Source organism: Allokutzneria sp. NRRL B-24872 (assembly GCF_002155965.1).
Lineage (GTDB): Bacteria > Actinomycetota > Actinomycetes > Mycobacteriales > Pseudonocardiaceae > Allokutzneria.
Map to the genome: position 1 here is coordinate 1 of NZ_MUMH01000205.1, position 16,165 is coordinate 16,165.

13 protein-coding genes are annotated in these 16,165 nt (G+C 70.3%); 4 read left to right on the forward strand and 9 right to left on the reverse strand.

What is annotated here, in order from left to right; genetic code table 11:
- Positions 1–256, forward strand: a 256-nt coding sequence (locus tag CCN37_RS41170; RefSeq protein ID WP_210408352.1) for a hypothetical protein, incomplete at its 5' end; no start/stop codon positions are given.
- A 234-nt stretch (positions 257–490) separates the two neighbouring features.
- Here CCN37_RS41170 and CCN37_RS35400 read toward each other — a convergent pair.
- The 4 genes from CCN37_RS35400 to CCN37_RS35415 form a co-directional block, all read right to left on the reverse strand.
- Positions 491–4,192, reverse strand: coding sequence for an FkbM family methyltransferase (locus tag CCN37_RS35400; protein WP_143261965.1), 3,702 nt, complete (start codon positions 4,190–4,192; stop codon positions 491–493).
- Between the two features lie 82 nt (positions 4,193–4,274).
- A complete protein-coding gene (locus CCN37_RS35405) occupies positions 4,275–5,759 on the reverse strand; it encodes an amidase family protein (RefSeq protein ID WP_086829453.1) in 1,485 nt (494 codons plus the stop codon).
- A 66-nt stretch (positions 5,760–5,825) separates the two neighbouring features.
- Entirely contained in the window at positions 5,826–7,169 is a 1,344-nt protein-coding gene (gene glnA, locus CCN37_RS35410; RefSeq protein ID WP_086829455.1) for a type I glutamate--ammonia ligase, read from the reverse strand.
- Positions 7,170–7,202: 33 nt separating this feature from the next.
- Positions 7,203–8,795, reverse strand: coding sequence for an alpha/beta hydrolase (locus CCN37_RS35415; protein WP_086829457.1), 1,593 nt, complete (start codon positions 8,793–8,795; stop codon positions 7,203–7,205).
- A gap of 96 nt (positions 8,796–8,891) precedes the next feature.
- Between CCN37_RS35415 and CCN37_RS35420 the strand changes: the two genes are divergently transcribed.
- The 3 genes from CCN37_RS35420 to panB all read left to right on the forward strand — a co-directional run bounded on the left by CCN37_RS35420 (position 8,892) and on the right by panB (position 11,910).
- Positions 8,892–10,610, forward strand: coding sequence for an NAD+ synthase (locus CCN37_RS35420; RefSeq protein WP_086829459.1), 1,719 nt, complete (start codon positions 8,892–8,894; stop codon positions 10,608–10,610).
- 63 nt (positions 10,611–10,673) lie between these two features.
- On the forward strand, positions 10,674–10,937 hold the full coding sequence (locus CCN37_RS35425) for a hypothetical protein (RefSeq protein ID WP_086829461.1): 264 nt from the start codon (positions 10,674–10,676) through the stop codon (positions 10,935–10,937).
- Between the two features lie 112 nt (positions 10,938–11,049).
- A complete protein-coding gene (panB, locus tag CCN37_RS35430) occupies positions 11,050–11,910 on the forward strand; it encodes a 3-methyl-2-oxobutanoate hydroxymethyltransferase (protein WP_086829463.1) in 861 nt (286 codons plus the stop codon).
- A gap of 12 nt (positions 11,911–11,922) precedes the next feature.
- Here panB and CCN37_RS35435 read toward each other — a convergent pair whose 3' ends face one another.
- From CCN37_RS35435 to CCN37_RS35455, 5 genes are read right to left on the reverse strand one after another with little or no spacing between them, the layout of a single operon-like run.
- Positions 11,923–12,891 (reverse strand): glutathione S-transferase family protein, encoded by a 969-nt coding sequence (locus tag CCN37_RS35435; protein WP_086829465.1) that lies wholly within the window; start codon positions 12,889–12,891, stop codon positions 11,923–11,925.
- Positions 12,892–12,911: 20 nt separating this feature from the next.
- The gene (locus tag CCN37_RS35440) at positions 12,912–13,685 is read right to left on the reverse strand and encodes a helical backbone metal receptor (protein ID WP_086829467.1); all 774 of its coding nucleotides are present in this window, start codon (positions 13,683–13,685) and stop codon (positions 12,912–12,914) included.
- A gap of 1 nt (position 13,686) precedes the next feature.
- A complete protein-coding gene (gene npdG / locus CCN37_RS35445) occupies positions 13,687–14,358 on the reverse strand; it encodes an NADPH-dependent F420 reductase (protein WP_086829469.1) in 672 nt (223 codons plus the stop codon).
- Positions 14,359–14,376: 18 nt separating this feature from the next.
- Positions 14,377–15,804: an RNB domain-containing ribonuclease gene (locus tag CCN37_RS35450; protein WP_371505555.1), complete on the reverse strand. Its 1,428-nt coding sequence runs from the start codon at positions 15,802–15,804 to the stop codon at positions 14,377–14,379.
- Positions 15,805–15,843: 39 nt separating this feature from the next.
- A complete protein-coding gene (locus tag CCN37_RS35455) occupies positions 15,844–16,038 on the reverse strand; it encodes a hypothetical protein (RefSeq protein ID WP_086829471.1) in 195 nt (64 codons plus the stop codon).
- Positions 16,039–16,165 lie beyond the last annotated feature (127 nt).

A 16,165-nucleotide genomic window follows, 5' to 3' on the forward strand; every position in this document is an offset into this window, starting at 1 on the left:
TGGCCGGTTCCGATTCGGTTGGTGCTCGGTGGAACCTTATCCGGGCCGCTTTCCCGGTGTCAAATCGGGGCCTCACCCCGCTTTTCCACAAAAGGAAAACCATTCCGGACATGGTGAAACCACCATCGGAAAATATTCACTTCACTACAGGCGGGAGCACACGCCAGCGACGCACCGCACCCAGGCGGGTTTTGTCAGGCAGTGTGTTGTTCCCGAGGTAGTACGCTATCTGATCAACGGAGCCGTCTTGAAGTGACCCCCTCAACAGAGGGCCAGCCTGTCAGCTGCGAATCAGAAGCACCGCAGTAACTTACCCGGTTCGTATCGCGGTGTCAACCCGCTCGACCCGGAGTGTCCAGCCGTCCTGCCCGGTCTCTCTCGATCCCGGTCCGTTCGGCTTCCCGTGCGGCGAAGAGAAAGTTACGCAGCGCCGCACGGGAAGTCAAATCTGCTGGTCAGGGGCTTGTGGGTCGATCTTGGGTGATCGGGTTCAGCGACCGCGGGGGCGCAGCCACAGGCTGAGCGTGTCCGGGGTCCGGCCGGTCTCGGGATCGGGTTCGAGCAGGTCGGCGGGCTCCTTCGGCTCGGTGCCACCGATCGGCACCAGGTCGTAGCCCCACGTTCCGAACTCGCGGAGCACCGCGACCGGGTCGTCGCCGAGCTCCAGGGTCTGCCGGAGTGACAGCGAGCACACCACGTGCGGGCGGTCGCGCCGAAGCAGGCGGACCAGGCCACCGAGCGCGCGGTGACTTCCACCTGGTGCGTCGACCTTCACCACGGACAGGCGCATTCCGTTCGCGGCGGGCAACGCGTCCAGCTCGGCTTCGAGGCGAACGGCGCGCACGGTCGGTGCGGGCTGTTCCCCCTCGACGGGTTCCCCCGCGGGGTGAACGACCACGCCGCCGGTGAGAGCGGGGCGGATCGCGAGTTCGGTCGAGGAGTCCCACGCGGCGGCGTCCACGACGGACAGTCGCTCGGCGACGGCCGGCGAGACGTTCACGCCGACGTTGTGCCGCAGCAGCGCGCTGGCCTGCGCGTCGGGTTCGACCGCGACGACGGCTCCGCTCGTGCCGAGCATGTTGAGCACGCGGATGGAGTGGTAGCCCACGTGGGCTCCGATGTCGACGAAGACCCCGTCCGGTTCGACGAGGGAGTCGATGAGCGCGGACAGCTCCGGTTCCCACACACCGTTGGTAGAGAGCACGGGCAGCATCAGGGAGTCTTCGGCGGGCAGGCGCAGCAGGCCCGCGTCAGTGAGTACCACTGAAGTCGGTGTTCCTTCTAAGGAGGGGTCTGAGTCTCCCGCCCGGTCGTGCTCGCGGACGACGATCCGTCGGAGCGAGTCGGCGGTGCGCAGCGCGTCGTTGGCGGCGCGGACGCCGGACTCCAGGCGCGCGTCGCGTTCGCGCAGCGTGGTGACCACGCGCGACTCCAGCGAGTCGATGCGGTCGAGCGTGCGGTTGAGCGCGGAGGTCAGCTTGTCGATGCGCTCGGCGAGCGTGTCGATCTGCTTGTCCCGCGCGGCGTCGCGTGCGGCGAGGGAGTCCTCGACGGCCTGGAGGCGACGGCCCTGGCTGGCCATGTCGGCGCGAGCGCGGACAACGCCGTCGTCAACGCCGATGAGCTGGTCGTCGAGCTGGGTCTGCCGCTCGGCGAGCTGGACGACGTCCGCGCGGAGATCTGCGTCCGGACGGCCTCCGCCCGCTCCCCCGTCCTCGTTCTGCCTGCGCGCGAGCTCGCCCGCAGTGCGCTCGACGCCGTCCACGACCGCCGTGAGGACTTCGCGGAGGTGGTTGTCGTAGTGGCTCAGCACGCGGAGCACGGCCTTGCGGAGCGCCGGTGCGCCGGGAGTGCGGCTCTCGGTCTCCACGTTCGGCTTGCGCAGGAGCGCGTGCCTGGCGACGAGCAGCGGGCGGAGCGGGTCCTCTGCGGGGCCGGGCGGCGGAGCGGCGTGCTGCGTGCGCCATCCCCGGTACGCGTGCTCGACACGGTCGCGGAGCTGCTTCGCGGTGCCGTCGAGGGTGCGGCTGTGCGTGAGGTGCTCGCGCGCGGCCTGGCCGAGGCGGACGGTCGCTTCGGGGTCCTCGGCGACGGAGCGCATCAGCTCGACGGCTGCCTGCGCGTCCGGCTCGGTGCCGACGCCGTGGCACGGCACGAGCATCGCGACCTCGGGCGTGAACATCTCGGCGACCGCGCCGTGGTGCGAGGCGAGGATCGGCAGCGACATGCTCGCCGCGCGGGCCAGCTGCAACGAGGTTCGGTCAGCGCCGTTGCCCTCCGCGCGGTGCAACGAGACGACGCAGTCGGCCATCGCGAGGAGGTCGTCGGTCAGCTCGATGTCGATGACACGGCCGTCGTTGCCGCGTTCGAGGAGCAGGATGCGGTGGTCGGAGGCGGTGGCGAGGCGTAGGCGCTCGGCGGCCTCAGGGTTGCGCGCGGCGCCGCTGACGGCGAGGACGAGGCGGGCGTCCTCGCGGTCGGGGAACGCGCTGAGGAACGCGGACACCAGGCCGAGGGCGTTGCCCCTGCGCTCCGCGGTGTGGTCGACGGCGGAGATGAACACGATGCCGTCGTCCAGGCCGAAGCGCGCGCGGGCGGCCTTGCGCGCGGGGCGGTCGACCTCGCCGCGATCGGGCACCGGCAGCGCGAGCACGCGGACCGGGGCGGACGCGAGGTTCTGCATCGCCTGCCTGGTCGCGTCGGAGAGTACCCAGATCTCGTCCACTTCGGACGGTGGTGCGGTGAGGACGCCGTCAGGGCTCACGGAGATGACGTAGCGGTCGCCGGGGACAGGGAGCGCGCCCGCGCAGCGCAGCACCACGGGGTAGACCGGGTCGTCGGCGGTCGGGAGGCCGGACGCGCGCACGGTCGCGCGGAGCAGCTCGGCCTCGGCGCCCGTGCCGACGACGCTCACGCCGAGCTGGTCGACGAGGGCGAGGCTGGAGCTGGGGTCGAGTCGGGGCACGGCGTCCGGGTGCACGCGGCCGGTCGCGACACCGGTCGTGGCGCACCAGGTGCGGAACTCCTTGGCCTGCGCACCGAACGGGTCGGGGTACTGCCTGCGCAGCTCGGGGTCGTCCTGCCACAGGGCGGCGCCCCAGCGCGAACCGCCGGACGCGTGCTGGTTCTCGTCGGCGGGCTTGCACGCCCACCGGAGGAAGTCCGCGGCGTCAGCAGCCGGGCCGACCGCGGGCTTGGCGGGCGGGACGCCGTTGCGCTGCTGCGTGACGCGTCGGTACTCGCGGCGCAGAGCGTCGGGGATCGGTGTGCCGTCGGGAAGCGCAGCGAACGCGTAGGGGGCGCGCTCGCGGTTGTGACCGACCCGAACCAGCTCGTTGCGGTAGATCGCACACAGCTGCGCCATGGGCGGGTGCTCGGAGAGGAGCACGCGCGGGCGGTCGGCGATGTTCGCGGACAGCAGCCACGGACGCTGCGGGTCGAAGCCGGAAAGGTGCACGGTGCGCAGCGGCTTGTCGCCGACGAGCAGACGGCCCTTGGAGTCGCGCCACGGCGGGCGCTGGTCGATGTTCCAGATCGAGACACCGATACCCGGGTCGCGCAGCACCTCGTGCTCGACCAGCGCGGGAGCGCCGTCGAGGAAGCCACCGGCGGCGTCGGGGGCCTGGCGGACCTGCTCGGCCCACATGTTGAGGAACGGCGCGGAGCCGGGCGCGACCGCGATGAAGCCAGGGTCGAACATGCCGGCCGTGAGCAGTTCTTCAGGTGCCGGGCGCATACCGTCGCGCGGTAGCGGCTCCAGGACGCGCGGGAGCAACACGACGGGGCTGCGCGAAACAGCGCTGAGGACTTCGTCGACGACCGTGTCCAGGACGAGGACGTTCGGGTCGAGGTAGAGCACGGGGCCGAGTTCGGCGAGCAGTCGCATCATCAGGCGCGGTTGCAGCACGGCGCGCAGCTCGTCGGGTGTGCACGCGGTGGCGAGCCAGGACAGCTCGGCCGCGTCGACGCCGATGTCCGCCGGGGTGAGCAGACCCGGCCCGACAGCGGCGGGGTCGGCGTCCACCAGCAGTGCCAGGAAGCGACCGCCGGGGTGCTTGGCGAGGAAGGCTCCGCTGAGCAGGCGAACAGCGGGCAGGTCCGCTCTCGTGGCCACTGTGCACGCGTTGAGCACGGCCTGCGGCTGTGGCTGCGGTTCGGTCGTCTGCTCGGACATCGCTGGTGCCTCGGTCACGACGCAGAACCTATCCCGCACGGACCGTGTTCGGGGTCGGTCAACCGGAGCACAAGCGCCTCCAAGATCGGATCGAACTGGGTCAACGCGGCGACGTCGACAGGTACTTCGGGGTCAGCCGCGCTGGTTGACGGCGTTCGAAGTCAGCGGCGAGGGACAGCAGGCGCGCGTCGGTGTCGCGCCCGGCGAACAGCGACACGCCGATGGGCAACGGCCCAGCCGCACCTGCGGGAACCGTGATGTTGGGGTAGCCCGCCATGGCCGCCGGACCGCTTGAACCGAGGACGAACGCGTCGCCCTCGCCGTACTCGGTCTTCCACGCCGGACTGTTGGTCGGTGCGAGGATCGCGTCCAGGCGGTGCTTCGCGACGGTCTCGTCGACCGACCGACGGGAGAGATCCGTCACGAGCGCGCGCTTGCGCCGGTACTCGGGGTCTGTTGTCGGTGTGGCGGCAAGGGTCTGCGTGAACAGTTCCTGGCCGAACTTCGACAGCTCGACCGGGTCCTTCGCGTTGAAGTCGATGAGTTCTTCAAGTGTCTTCGGACCGCCCACGCGCGTCGCGAGGTACGCGGGGAGGTCGCGTTTGAACTCGCTGAGCAGCACGGAGAGCGAGTGCTCCCCCGCCTCGTCCAGATACGGCAGTTCGACGTCAACGACCGTGACTCCGTTGGCGCGCAAGCGGTCTACAGTCGCGTTGACGACACGGTCGACGTCGCGATCCAGTCCCGCCTTGCGCCACACGCCGATGCGCGCACCTTGGAGCTTCGTGTTGTCCGCTGCGGCGGGCTTAATACGCAACGTGTTCAGCGTGATCGCTGTATCCACGACGTGGCGCGCAATGGGGCCAGCGGTGTCCTGTTCGTGGGAAATCGGCACTACGCCTTCACCGCTGACCGTGCCGAGCGTGGGCTTGAGTCCGACAACGCCGTTCGCGGCGGCGGGGCAGACGATCGAGCCGTTGGTCTCCGTACCGATCGCGACCTGCGCCAACGACGCGGCGACCGCGGCTCCAGAGCCCGAGGACGAGCCACAAGGGTTGCGGTCGAGCACATGCGGGTTCGCGGTCTGACCGCCCACGCCGGACCAGCCAGATGTGGCCTTTGTGGACCGGAAGTTGGCCCACTCGGAGAGATTCGTCTTCCCGAGGATCACCGCGCCTGCGGCCCTGAGCTTCCGAACCAGCTCAGCGTCTTTCGCGGGACGGCTGTTCAAGAGCGCGCGCGAGCCCGCTGTGGTGATTCCGGCGTCGATGTTGTCCTTTAAGAGCACCGGAATGCCGTCTAGTGGGCCGCGCAGCGCGTTGGCCTTCCTGCGCGCGTCACTTGCCGCAGCCTGCGCGAGCGCGTCGGGCTCTACCCGGAGCACCGCGCGCACCTTGCGGTCGACCGTGCGAATGCGGTGCAGATAGGCGCTAGTAAGACGCACCGCGCTGAGCCGTCCTGCCGACATCTGCTGTTGCAGTGCGGGGATCGTCGCGCTGTCCAGGTTCTCGCTGGCTTGGGCGGCAGGGGTGAACGCGGCGATGCTGGCTGCTGCGATCAGGACCGTGCTGAGGCGGCGGCGCATGGCCCCCACCCCAGCCTCGATCCTGGCTCGGGTCAACCCCTCGTTCAGACCTTGACAGCCACAGCCTCAGAGCATCGGCAGGTAGGTGCTCAGCTCGAACGGCGTCACCTGGCGGCGGTAGTCGTCCCACTCGGAGCGCTTGTTGCGGAGGAAGTAGTCGAAGACGGCTTCCCCGAGCGTTTCCGCGACCAGTTCCGAGCTCTCCATGACCGCCAGCGCCTCGGCGAGGTTGTACGGCAGCGCGTCGTAGCCCGCCGCGCGGCGCTCGGCCTCGGTCAGCGACCACACGTTGTCCTCGGTGGGTTCTGGCAGCTCGTAGCCCTCCTGCACGCCCTTGAGCCCTGCGGCGAGGATGACCGCGTAGGCGAGGTACGGGTTGCACGAGGAGTCAGGGCTGCGCAGCTCCACACGGCGCGAGGACGCCTTGCCCGGCGAGTACATCGGCACGCGCACGAGCGCGGATCGGTTCGCGTGGCCCCAGCACACGGTCGTAGGGGCTTCACCACCGACGATGAGGCGCTTGTAAGAGTTGACCCACTGGTTGGTGACCGCACTGATCTCGCGCGCGTGCTTGAGAAGGCCCGCGACGAACGCCTTGCCGGTCTGCGACAGCTCGTAGGGGTCCTCGCTGTCGTAGAAGGCGTTGCGGTCGCCCTCGAAGAGGCTGAAGTGCGTGTGCATCCCGGAGCCCGCGTGCTGCGAGAACGGCTTCGGCATGAAGGACGCGCGCACGCCCTGGGTGATCGCGACCTCCTTGACCACGTAGCGGAAGGTCATGACGTTGTCGGCCATGGTCAGCGCGTCGGCGTAGCGCAGGTCGATCTCCTGCTGGCCGGGCGAGGCCTCGTGGTGGCTGAACTCCACCGAGATGCCCATGGCCTCCAGCGTCTCGATCGCGTGCCGGCGGAAGTGCGGCGCGGCGTTGTGGCTGGCCTGGTCGAAGTAGCCGCCGCGGTCGGCGGGCTCCGGCGAGGTGCCGTCGCTGGTCAGCTGGCGCAGCAGGTAGAACTCGATCTCCGGGTGCACGTAGCAGGTGAAGCCCGCCTCGCTGGCCTTGGCGAGCGTGCGCCGCAGCACGTGGCGCGGGTCGGACCAGCACGGGGAGCCGTCGGGCATGGAGATGTCGCAGAACATCCGCGCCGAGTAGTGGCTGCCGTCGCCGGTCTCCCACGGCAGCACCTGGAAGGTGGCCGGGTCGGGCTTGGCGACCATGTCGGACTCGTAGACCCGCGCGAAGCCCTCGATCGCGGAGCCGTCGAAGCCGATGCCCTCGGCGAAGGCGCCCTCCAGCTCGGCGGGCGCGACGGCGACGGACTTCAGGAACCCGAGCACGTCGGTGAACCACAGCCGGACGAACCGGATGTCGCGCTCTTCCAGGGTGCGGAGCACGAACTCCTGCTGGCGATCCATGTTCTCACCCTAGATGTCCGGGGCCGCGCGCGATCAACCAGCGCAGCGCGCGCCCTCCGCCGGCACCTTCAGATCCACCAGGTAGGCGATGCCCGCGGCGTCGACGCACGAGTTGCCGGAGAGGAAACCGGTGTGCCGCGTCGCGTCCTGGGTGAGCAGTCGCGCGCGGAGCACTCTGGCGAGCTTGATGCCCGCCTCGTGCGGCGTGGCCGGGTCGCCGGTCGTGGACACGACGAGCAGCTGTGGCAGACCGGGTAGGTCGGCGCGCAACGGCTGCGCGGACACCGGAGCGGGCCAGAACGCGCACGCGTCGAGATAACCGACCACGGGCGAACCGTCGTCGAGGAACGGCGCGGCCTGCCGGTAGCGGCGCTCGACGTCTGCGCGGACCGTGCGCTCACTCGTCCTCGCGTCGTCCACGCAGCGCACGGCGGAGAACGCGTCGTTGATGTTGGAGTAGCGCCCGTCGGTCCCACGGCCGTTGTAGCTGTCCGCCAGGGACATCAGGACCTCGCCACCACCCTTGCTGAGCTGGTTCAGGCCGTTGTTGAGGCCTTCCCACAGAGTCTCGGCGTAGAGGGTTTGGATGACTGCGGTCACCGCGTCGCCGTAGGAGAGCTTGCGGCCGTCCTTCAAGGCGATCGGCTTCTCCGCGAGGGGTCGCACGAGGCGTTGGAAGACCTTCGCGGTCTGCGTCGCGTCGGTGCCAAGCGCGCAGTCGAAGCGCTGTGCGCACCAGCGACTGAATGCGTCGAACGCCTTCTGGAAGCCCGCGCCCTGCGCGACGAGTTCGGTGTTCGGGTCCTGGTCGGGGTCCACGGCGCCGTCGAGCACCATCGCGCGCACGTTGCCGGGGAAGGTCTCCGCGTACACGGTGCCGATGCGCGTGCCGTACGAGTAGCCGATGTAGGTCAGCTTCTCGTCGCCCAGAGCTGAGCGCATGACGTCCAAGTCTTTCGCGACGTCACGGCTGCCGATGTTGGCGAGGACGTCGGTTCCGGTCCGCTCGGCGCACTTCGTGGCGTAGTCCTTCTCCTCCGCTTCGGACGCCGCGACGCCCGCGGGCGAGTAGTCGAGATCGGTGTCCAGTCGCAGCTCGTCGCGCTCGGCGTCGGTCAGACAGCGCACTTCCGGCTGGCTGGCACCGACACCGCGCGGGTCGAAACCGACCAGGTCGAAGCGCTTGCCGAGGTCGTTGTCACGCACCTGCCCGGACATCCCGGCCGCAGCGGCCATGCCGGAGGCACCGGGTCCGCCGGGGTTGAGGACCGCGGAGCCGACGCGGTTGGCCTTGTCGGTCGCCGGGCGGCGCAGCAGGCCGAGGGTGATGTCGCGTGCGCCGGGCTTCGCGTAGTCCAACGGCACCGTCATCCGCGCGCATTCGACGGTGCGGCGCTGGAACGCCTCGCGCTGCTCGGAGCTCACCGCGTACCCGTCGCACGACTCCCACGTGAGCTTCTGCGCGTAGTAGCGCTCCAGTCCGGCAGGCACCGGCCCGGCCGGTCCGCGTTGTTCGACGCGAGGTTGCACCTGGGCCTGGTTGTTCGACGGAGTAGCGGTGCATCCGGCGAGCAGCACTGCGGACAGCGCGCACAGGGCGGTCCAACGTCGTTCCACAACGGGCATGCGGTGATCCTGCCAGGAGCTGTGTTGTTCCAGATGCGGTGTGCCAGATGCGGCGAAGTTACCCAGGGGGCCGCCGAATGCGCGAAAATATCCTTTATGGCCCAGCTCCGCCTCGCTCTCGCCCAGGTCAACGCATGTGTCGGCGATCTCGTCGGCAATTCCAAACTCATCGTGGAATGGACCCGCAAGGCCGTGGACGAGGGCGCGGCGCTGGTCGCGTTCCCGGAGATGGCGCTCACCGGTTACCCAGTGGAGGATCTCGCGCTGCGAAAGTCCTTCGCGCTCGCGTCGCGCTCCGCGCTCGACGAGGTCGCCGGTCAGCTCGCAGCAGCTGGCTGTGGGGACGCGCTCGTAGTGGTCGGTTACCTGGACCACGACGAGAAAGGTCCGCGCAACGCCGCCGCGTTCATCCACAACGGCGCGGTGCTCGGCAGGCTCGCCAAGCACCACCTGCCCAACTACGGCGTTTTCGACGAGGCGCGGTACTTCGTGCCGGGGACCACGCTACCGATCGTGCGGCTGCACGGGCTCGACGTGGGCGTGGTGATCTGCGAGGACATCTGGCAGGACGGTGGCCCGGTCGCCGCGCTCGGCGAAGCTGGTGTCGACCTCGTCGTGTGCATCAACGGCTCGCCTTATGAGCGCAACAAGGACGACGCACGCGGCCCGCTCGTCGGTCGCCGCGCTGCCGAAGCCGGTGCACCGATGGCCTACGTGAACCTCGTGGGCGGACAGGACGAGCTGGTCTTCGACGGAGACTCGTTGGTCGCTTCGCCGGACGGGCAGATCTTGGCGCGCGCACCGCAGTTCGCGGAGCACCTGCTCGTGCACGACTTCAACCTGGAGCCCGGCGGTCACGACCGCACAGGCACGATCGGCGGCTTCGAGGTCAGCAGGACGGTGGTCAGCTCCGCGCCCCTGGCGCCGTACGAGCCGGTCGCGGGCACGGTCGCCGAACCGCTCAGCGAGGACGCTGAGGTGTGGAACGCGCTGGTCGTGGGCCTGCGCGACTACGTGCGCAAGAACAACTTCCGGTCGGTGGTGTTCGGGTTCTCCGGCGGCATCGACTCCGCTGTGGTCGCCGCGCTGGCCGCCGACGCGCTCGGCGGAGCCGCGGTGCACGGCGTCGGCATGCCATCCGAGTACTCCTCGGAGCACTCGCGCACCGACGCCGCTGACCTGGCGCAACGGATTGGCGCGCACTTCCAGGAGGTGCCGATCGGCAGGCAGGTGGAGGTGTTCGTCTCGCAACTGGGCCTCACCGGGCTCGCGGAGGAGAACATCCAGGCCCGCTGCCGGGGCATGGCGCTGATGGGGCTGTCCAACCAGCACGGGCACCTGGTGCTGGCCACCGGCAACAAGACCGAGCTCGCGGTGGGCTACTCCACGATCTACGGCGACGCGGTCGGCGGGTTCGCGCCGATCAAGGACGTGCCGAAGACGCTGGTGTGGCGGCTGGCGAAGTGGCGCAACGCCGAGGCGGAGAAGAACGGCGAGGTGCCACCGATCCCGGAGAACTCGATCACCAAGCCGCCGTCGGCGGAACTGCGCCCTGGCCAGCAGGACAGCGACAGCCTGCCGGACTACGAACTGCTGGACGCCGTGCTCGACGACTACATCGAGGGCGACAGCGGCTTCGGGGACCTGGTCGCGGCCGGGTTCGCGCCGGAGCTGATCGAACGGGTGCTGCAGATGGTGGACCGCGCGGAGTACAAGCGCCGCCAGTACCCGCCGGGCACGAAGATCACTTTCAAGGCTTTCGGCAGGGATCGCCGACTGCCGATCACCAATGCCTGGCGGGAGCACCGCGTCTGACCATTGTTTGGGGCGGTCCGAAGCGAACTGGCGCGGCGGCGACAGATCACTACTTTTGCCGCCATGTCGTTTTCTGCTTTCGCCGCCGCCACTTCCTTCGCCATCGCCTCCCTCGCGGGTGGCCCGACCGCGGTCGAGACCCAGCACGAGGTCTCGACCGCCACCGCCCATTTCTCCGGTGAAGCCGTCGCGTTCCCCGAGGGTTCGGAGCTGAAGTACCGGGTGACCGGCAAGCTGCTCGCCAACCGCAAGCTCTCCGTGCGGCTGGGCGTGTGGAACTTCAAGAGCAGCTGGGGCGGTGACCGGACCTACGTCCTCGGCATGTGAAGCCCGTCGCAGAGCTTCACGGCGGCGCACGGCGCGTGTCACCCTGACCTGGACATCATCCGCACACCCAGGGACCAGCCGGCTCGGCGGCCTTGAGGGAGGACGGTCGACGATGACCAGCCATGTTCCGGTTGAGGAATCCGCGCCGTACGGCGCTGGAAGCACCGCGAAGCCCGCGCGCCGGGTTCGCGTCCACCACCTTCGTGAACTGAAGCAGCGCGGTGAGCCGTGGCCGATGCTCACCGCCTACGACATGTTCACCGCCAAGATCTTCGACGAGGCCGGGATTCCCGTGCTGCTCGTCGGGGATTCCGCGGCGAACACGGTGTTCGGCTATTCCAGTTCGCTTCCGGTCAGCGTCGAGGAACTGATGCCGCTCGTGCGCGCGGTGACCAGGTCGGTGACCAAGGCGCTCGTGGTCGCCGACCTGCCTTTCGGCTCCTACCAGATCTCACCGGAGCAGGCGCTCACCACTGCCGTGCGGTTCATGAAGGACGGCCAGGCGCACGCGGTGAAGCTCGAAGGCGGCAGGCGCTTCGCCCCGCACGTGGAGGCGATCACCGCCGCGGGCGTCCCGGTCATGGGCCACATCGGTTTCACCCCGCAGAGCGAGCACAACCTCGGCGGCTACCGGGTGCAGGGCCGTGGTGACGCCGGGGACGACCTGGTGGCCGACGCGCTCGCGCTCCAGGAGGCCGGGGCGTTCGCGGTGGTGCTGGAGATGGTGCCCGCGGAGGTGGCCAAGCGGATCACCGCCGAGCTGGTCATCCCGACCGTGGGCATCGGCGCCGGGCCGGACTGCGACGCGCAGGTGCTGGTGTGGCAGGACATGGCCGGGCTGAACCAGGGCAAGGCGCCCCGCTTCGTCAAGCGCTACGCCGACCTCGCCGGAGTGCTGTCCCAGGCGGTCGGGCAGTTCGCCGACGAGGTGCGCGGCGGCGAGTTCCCCGGGCCGGAGCACGTCTTCCACTGACCGCTCGCGGGACTACCTCGGCGGCGTCCCGGCACCGAAGGGGCTGCCGCCGAGGGCCTCGCGGCCGTGCGGCTCGTACCAGCTACCGAGGTCAGGGCCCTTGGGCACGATGAGGCTCGGGTTCAGCTGGTGGTGCGTGGCGTAGTAGTGCCGCTTGATGTGGTCGAAGTCCACCGTCTCCCCGAACCCGGGCGTGGTGAACAGATCCCGGGCGTAGGCCCACAGCACCGGCATCTCGGTGAGCTTGTTCCGGTTGGTCTTGAAGTGTCCGTGGTAGACCGCGTCGAAGCGCACGAGCGTGGTGAACAACCGGACGTCGGCCTCGGTGATCGCGTCGCCGACGAGGTAGCGCTGGTCGGCCAACCGCGCGCTGAGCGCGTCCAACCGCTCGAACAGCGCGTCGTAGGCCTTGTCGTAGGCGGCCTGCGAGGTCGCGAAACCGCAGCGGTAGACGCCGTTGTTCACATCGCGGTAGACCTCCGCGTTGATCGCGTCGATCTCCTCGCGCAGCGTCTCCGGGTACAGGTTCGGCGCGCCTTCGCGGTGGAAGGGCTTCCACAGCAAGGAGAAGTCCGTGGTGATCTGCGGGTAGTCGTTGGTGACGACCTTGCCGCTGGGCACGTCGACGATGCTCGGCACGGTGAAGCGCCCGGCGAACTCCGGGTCGGTCGCCAGGTACGCCTCGGACAGGAAACCGATTCCCAGCACGGGATCGCGGTCGTTCTCGTCGAGGGTGAAGCGCCAGCCCGTGTCGTCGCGGATCGGGTCGACGACGCCGAGGGAGAGCACGTCCTCCAGGCCGAGCAGCCTGCGGACGATCACCGCGCGGTGCGCCCACGGGCAGGCCAGCGAGACCACCAACCGGTAGCGGCCCGCTTCGAGCGGCCAGTCCGACGCGCCGACGCGGTCGGTGAACCGGTTGGCCTGGCGGACCCATTCGCCGCGCTGGGACGTTTCCGAGCCGAACTGCGCTGTCGCCATGCCCTCGACGATAGGACGGTTCAGGCCGGATCGGTGGGACGCGCGTCGAGCGAGGCGGCCAGCTCGGCGTGCGCGTGCACCAACGACGGGCCGTACCAGGTCAGGAAACGGCCGTTGACCAGCACGGACCTGGTTCCGGGGAAGGCTTCTGGACCGTCGTCGGCGGTGAACTCGTACGGCTCGTCGGGCAGCACGACCAGGTCCGCCCGCACGGCCTGGAGCTCGTCGAGCTTGGGTCGCGGGTAGCGGTCCTCGTGCTCGGCGTAGGCGTTGGCGACGCCGAGCCTGCGGAGCACGTCGCCCGCGAAGGTCTCGCGCCCGACCACGATCCACGGCTTGCGCCACACCGGCACGATCGCGGTCGCGGTGACCCGTGGGAGTTCGCGGTTCCACAGGCGTTCCGCCTCGCGCAGCCACTCCGGCTCGGCGAGGGCGAAGGCCTCCGCCAGCAGCCTGCGGATCGAAGCCAGCGCGGCGGGGACGGTCGCGGGAGCTTCGGTCACCCACACCGGCACACCGGCTTCGCGCAGCTGAGCGACCTCTTCCGGGCGGTTCTCCTCGGAGTTGGCCACGACCAGGTCCGGGCTCAGCGCCAGGACCTGGTCGACCTTCGGGTACTTCGAACCGCCGATCCGGGGCAGGTCCAGGTCCGCGGGGTGCGTGCAGTAGTCCGTGACGCCGACGAGCGCGTCACGGACTTCGGCGGCCAGCACCTCGGTCAGCGAGGGCACCAACGACACGACCCGCCGAGGCCGCTCGGGCAGCTCGACGGGCGCGCCAAGGTCGTCTCTCATGTCAGACGTCGGTGATCCGGATGCCCGCGTGCGCCTTGTAGCGCTTGTTGATCGCGATCAGGTTCGCGGTGAACGCCTCGACCTGGCCGGCGTTGCGCAGCCGACCGCCGAAGACCCCGCGCATGCCCGGGACCAGGTCGGCCAGGGCGCGGACGGTGTCGGTGGCCTCCCGGTCCTCACCGAGCACGAGCACGTCGATGTCCACCTCGGCGACCTCGGGGTCGGCCAGCAGCACGGCGGAGACGTGGTGGAAGGCGGCGGTGACCCGCGACTCCGGCAGCAGCGCCGCGGCCTGCTGCGCCGCGCTGCCCTCCTCGACCGCCAGGGCGAACGGGCCCTGCTTGTCGAAGCCGAGCGGGTTCACGCAGTCGATGACGATCTTGCCGGCCAGCGTCTCGCGGAGCGGCTCCAGAGTCTTCGCGTGGGCGTCCCACGGGACCGCGACCAGCACGATGTCCGCCGTCTCCGCACAGGAGGCGTTGTCGGCGCCGGTGACGTCACCGCCCGTGGAGCTGGCCAGCTCCGCCGCGGCGGCTTCGGCGCGGGCGGCGTCGCGGGAGCCGATGACGACCTTCACCCCCGCCTTCGCCCAGCGGTAGGCCAGGCCCTTGCCCTGCGCTCCGGTGCCGCCGAAGACCCCGACGGTCAGCGAACGCACATCGGTCTCAGTCACTCATGCTCCTCATCGACATCAAAGTTCGGCGGCTTCGAAGGTCACCCGGCGCGCGGCCGGGTCGACCTCGACGAGCCTCGCCGTGATCCGCTGGCCCTCGACCAACCCGTCACCCCGGCACTTGCCGACGACGGGCGGGTCGAGCAGGAAGACGGTTCCACCGCTCTCCCCGTTGGTCCGCAACACCACAGCGGGGAAAAGTCTTCCGACCTGGCCGACGAGGGTCCACGCCTCGGCCTGGTCGATGCACGCGCGCTCCACCTGCGCGGCCAGCCGGTCGGAGCTCTCCATGGCGGGCGGCAGCTCCGGAAGGGCCTCGCGCACCCACTCCGGCACCTCCCTGCCCGCCGTCACCGCGAGGCAGACCTCGGTGGCGAAGCGGTCGACCAGCCGCCGCAGCGGGGCCGTGACGTGCGCGTACGGAGCTCCGATGCCCGCGTGCCCGCGCACGTGCGGGGCGACGCCGTCGAAGGCGGTGTAGCCGGCCCCGCGCAGCAGCCGGGTGGCGTCGTCGAGCAGCGCCATCGTCGCGGGGCTGGCCGGGTCGAGGCCGATCAGCAGGCTCGCCGCGTCGGCGTCCTCGGCCCAGTCGATGCCCAGCGCGGCGGCGGAGCGGCGCAGTTCGACCACGGCCTGCTCCGGCGCGTCGGGCAGCGTCCGCAGCACACCGACGTTGGCCCCGGTCATGACGTTCGCCGCGCACATGCCGGTGAGCAGCGAGATCTCGGCGTTCCAGGTCTCGACGTCCAGCCTCGGGCGGATCACCACCCGCCAACCGCCGTTGCCGTCCGGGGCCACCTGCTGCTCGGGGAGTTCGAGTTCGATCGCGCCGCGCGCGGCCGCTGCCTTGCGGCGGAGCTTGCCCAGCTCGGGCAGGGCGGCGATCGACGGGTGCGGGGTCCCGGCCTCGATCGCGGCCTGCGCGCCCGCGTAGTCCAGCCGCGCCACCGAGCGCACCAGCGCTCTGCGCAGCTCGACCCGGGTCGGCTCGGCGTCGGAGTCGAGGTCGATCGTCCAGAGCACCGCCGCGCGCTCCTGGCCGGGGAGCAGGCTCGACGCGCCCTCGGAGAGCACCGGCGGGTGCAGCGGGATGGCGCCGTCTGGCAGGTAGAAGGTCTGCCCGCGCCTGCGGACCTCGGCGTCCAGCGCTCCGCCGGGGCGGATCGTCACGCCCAGGTCGGCGATGGCGTAGTGCACGCGGAAGCCGGACCCCAGGCGCTCGATCAGCACCGCCTGGTCCAGGTCGCGGCTGCCGACCGGGTCGACCGTGACCAGCGGGAGGTCGGTGGCGTCGACGCGGTCCACGCCGTCCGGCACTCCGGCGGCGCGCTCGGCCTCGGCCAGCGCGGCTTCGGGGAAGGGGCCCGGCAGCGGGAACTCGGCGCGGATGGCGGCGAATCCGGGCAGGGACGCGCCGTCGTGGTCGCCGCCCGCCGGACTCAGCACAGGCAGAGCCTAACCGCGCTGAGCGCGCTTCGGCTGGTCCTAGTCCTCGTCATCGGCCCACGTCCGGTCCTGTTCGTCGGCCCGATCCGTGCGCTGGCGAGCGATCTCCAGCGCGCGCTCCGCCGTCGCCCGGTCCGGGTAGGGCCCCATCCGGTCGGCACCGCGACAGGCCTTGCCCTGCTCGGCCGTGTGGTGCTTCAGGCAGAAGTACCAGGCGTTCTCCGCGTCCACCATGGACCGAGCCTGACATGCGTGATCGGACATGTCACGCGTCCGGCAAGGTGATCAGCGACCGGCGCTCCACGGCGGCAGCTGCTGACCGTGCGGCGGGGTGTTGGGCGGGGGCTGGTGCCCGTTGGGG

What these genes read in the sequence shown, in the direction of transcription:
- CCN37_RS35405 (WP_086829453.1), bottom strand. Translation starts at nt 5,759, where the DNA reads ATGCGCCGCCGCCTCAGCACGGTCCTGATCGCAGCAGCCAGCATCGCC.
- glnA (WP_086829455.1), bottom strand. Translation starts at nt 7,169, where the DNA reads ATGGATCGCCAGCAGGAGTTCGTGCTCCGCACCCTGGAAGAGCGCGAC.
- CCN37_RS35415 (WP_086829457.1), bottom strand. Translation starts at nt 8,795, where the DNA reads ATGCCCGTTGTGGAACGACGTTGGACCGCCCTGTGCGCGCTGTCCGCA.
- CCN37_RS35420 (WP_086829459.1), top strand. Translation starts at nt 8,892, where the DNA reads ATGGCCCAGCTCCGCCTCGCTCTCGCCCAGGTCAACGCATGTGTCGGC.
- CCN37_RS35425 (WP_086829461.1), top strand. Translation starts at nt 10,674, where the DNA reads ATGTCGTTTTCTGCTTTCGCCGCCGCCACTTCCTTCGCCATCGCCTCC.
- panB (WP_086829463.1), top strand. Translation starts at nt 11,050, where the DNA reads ATGACCAGCCATGTTCCGGTTGAGGAATCCGCGCCGTACGGCGCTGGA.
- CCN37_RS35435 (WP_086829465.1), bottom strand. Translation starts at nt 12,891, where the DNA reads ATGGCGACAGCGCAGTTCGGCTCGGAAACGTCCCAGCGCGGCGAATGG.
- CCN37_RS35440 (WP_086829467.1), bottom strand. Translation starts at nt 13,685, where the DNA reads ATGAGAGACGACCTTGGCGCGCCCGTCGAGCTGCCCGAGCGGCCTCGG.
- CCN37_RS35455 (WP_086829471.1), bottom strand. Translation starts at nt 16,038, where the DNA reads ATGGTGGACGCGGAGAACGCCTGGTACTTCTGCCTGAAGCACCACACG.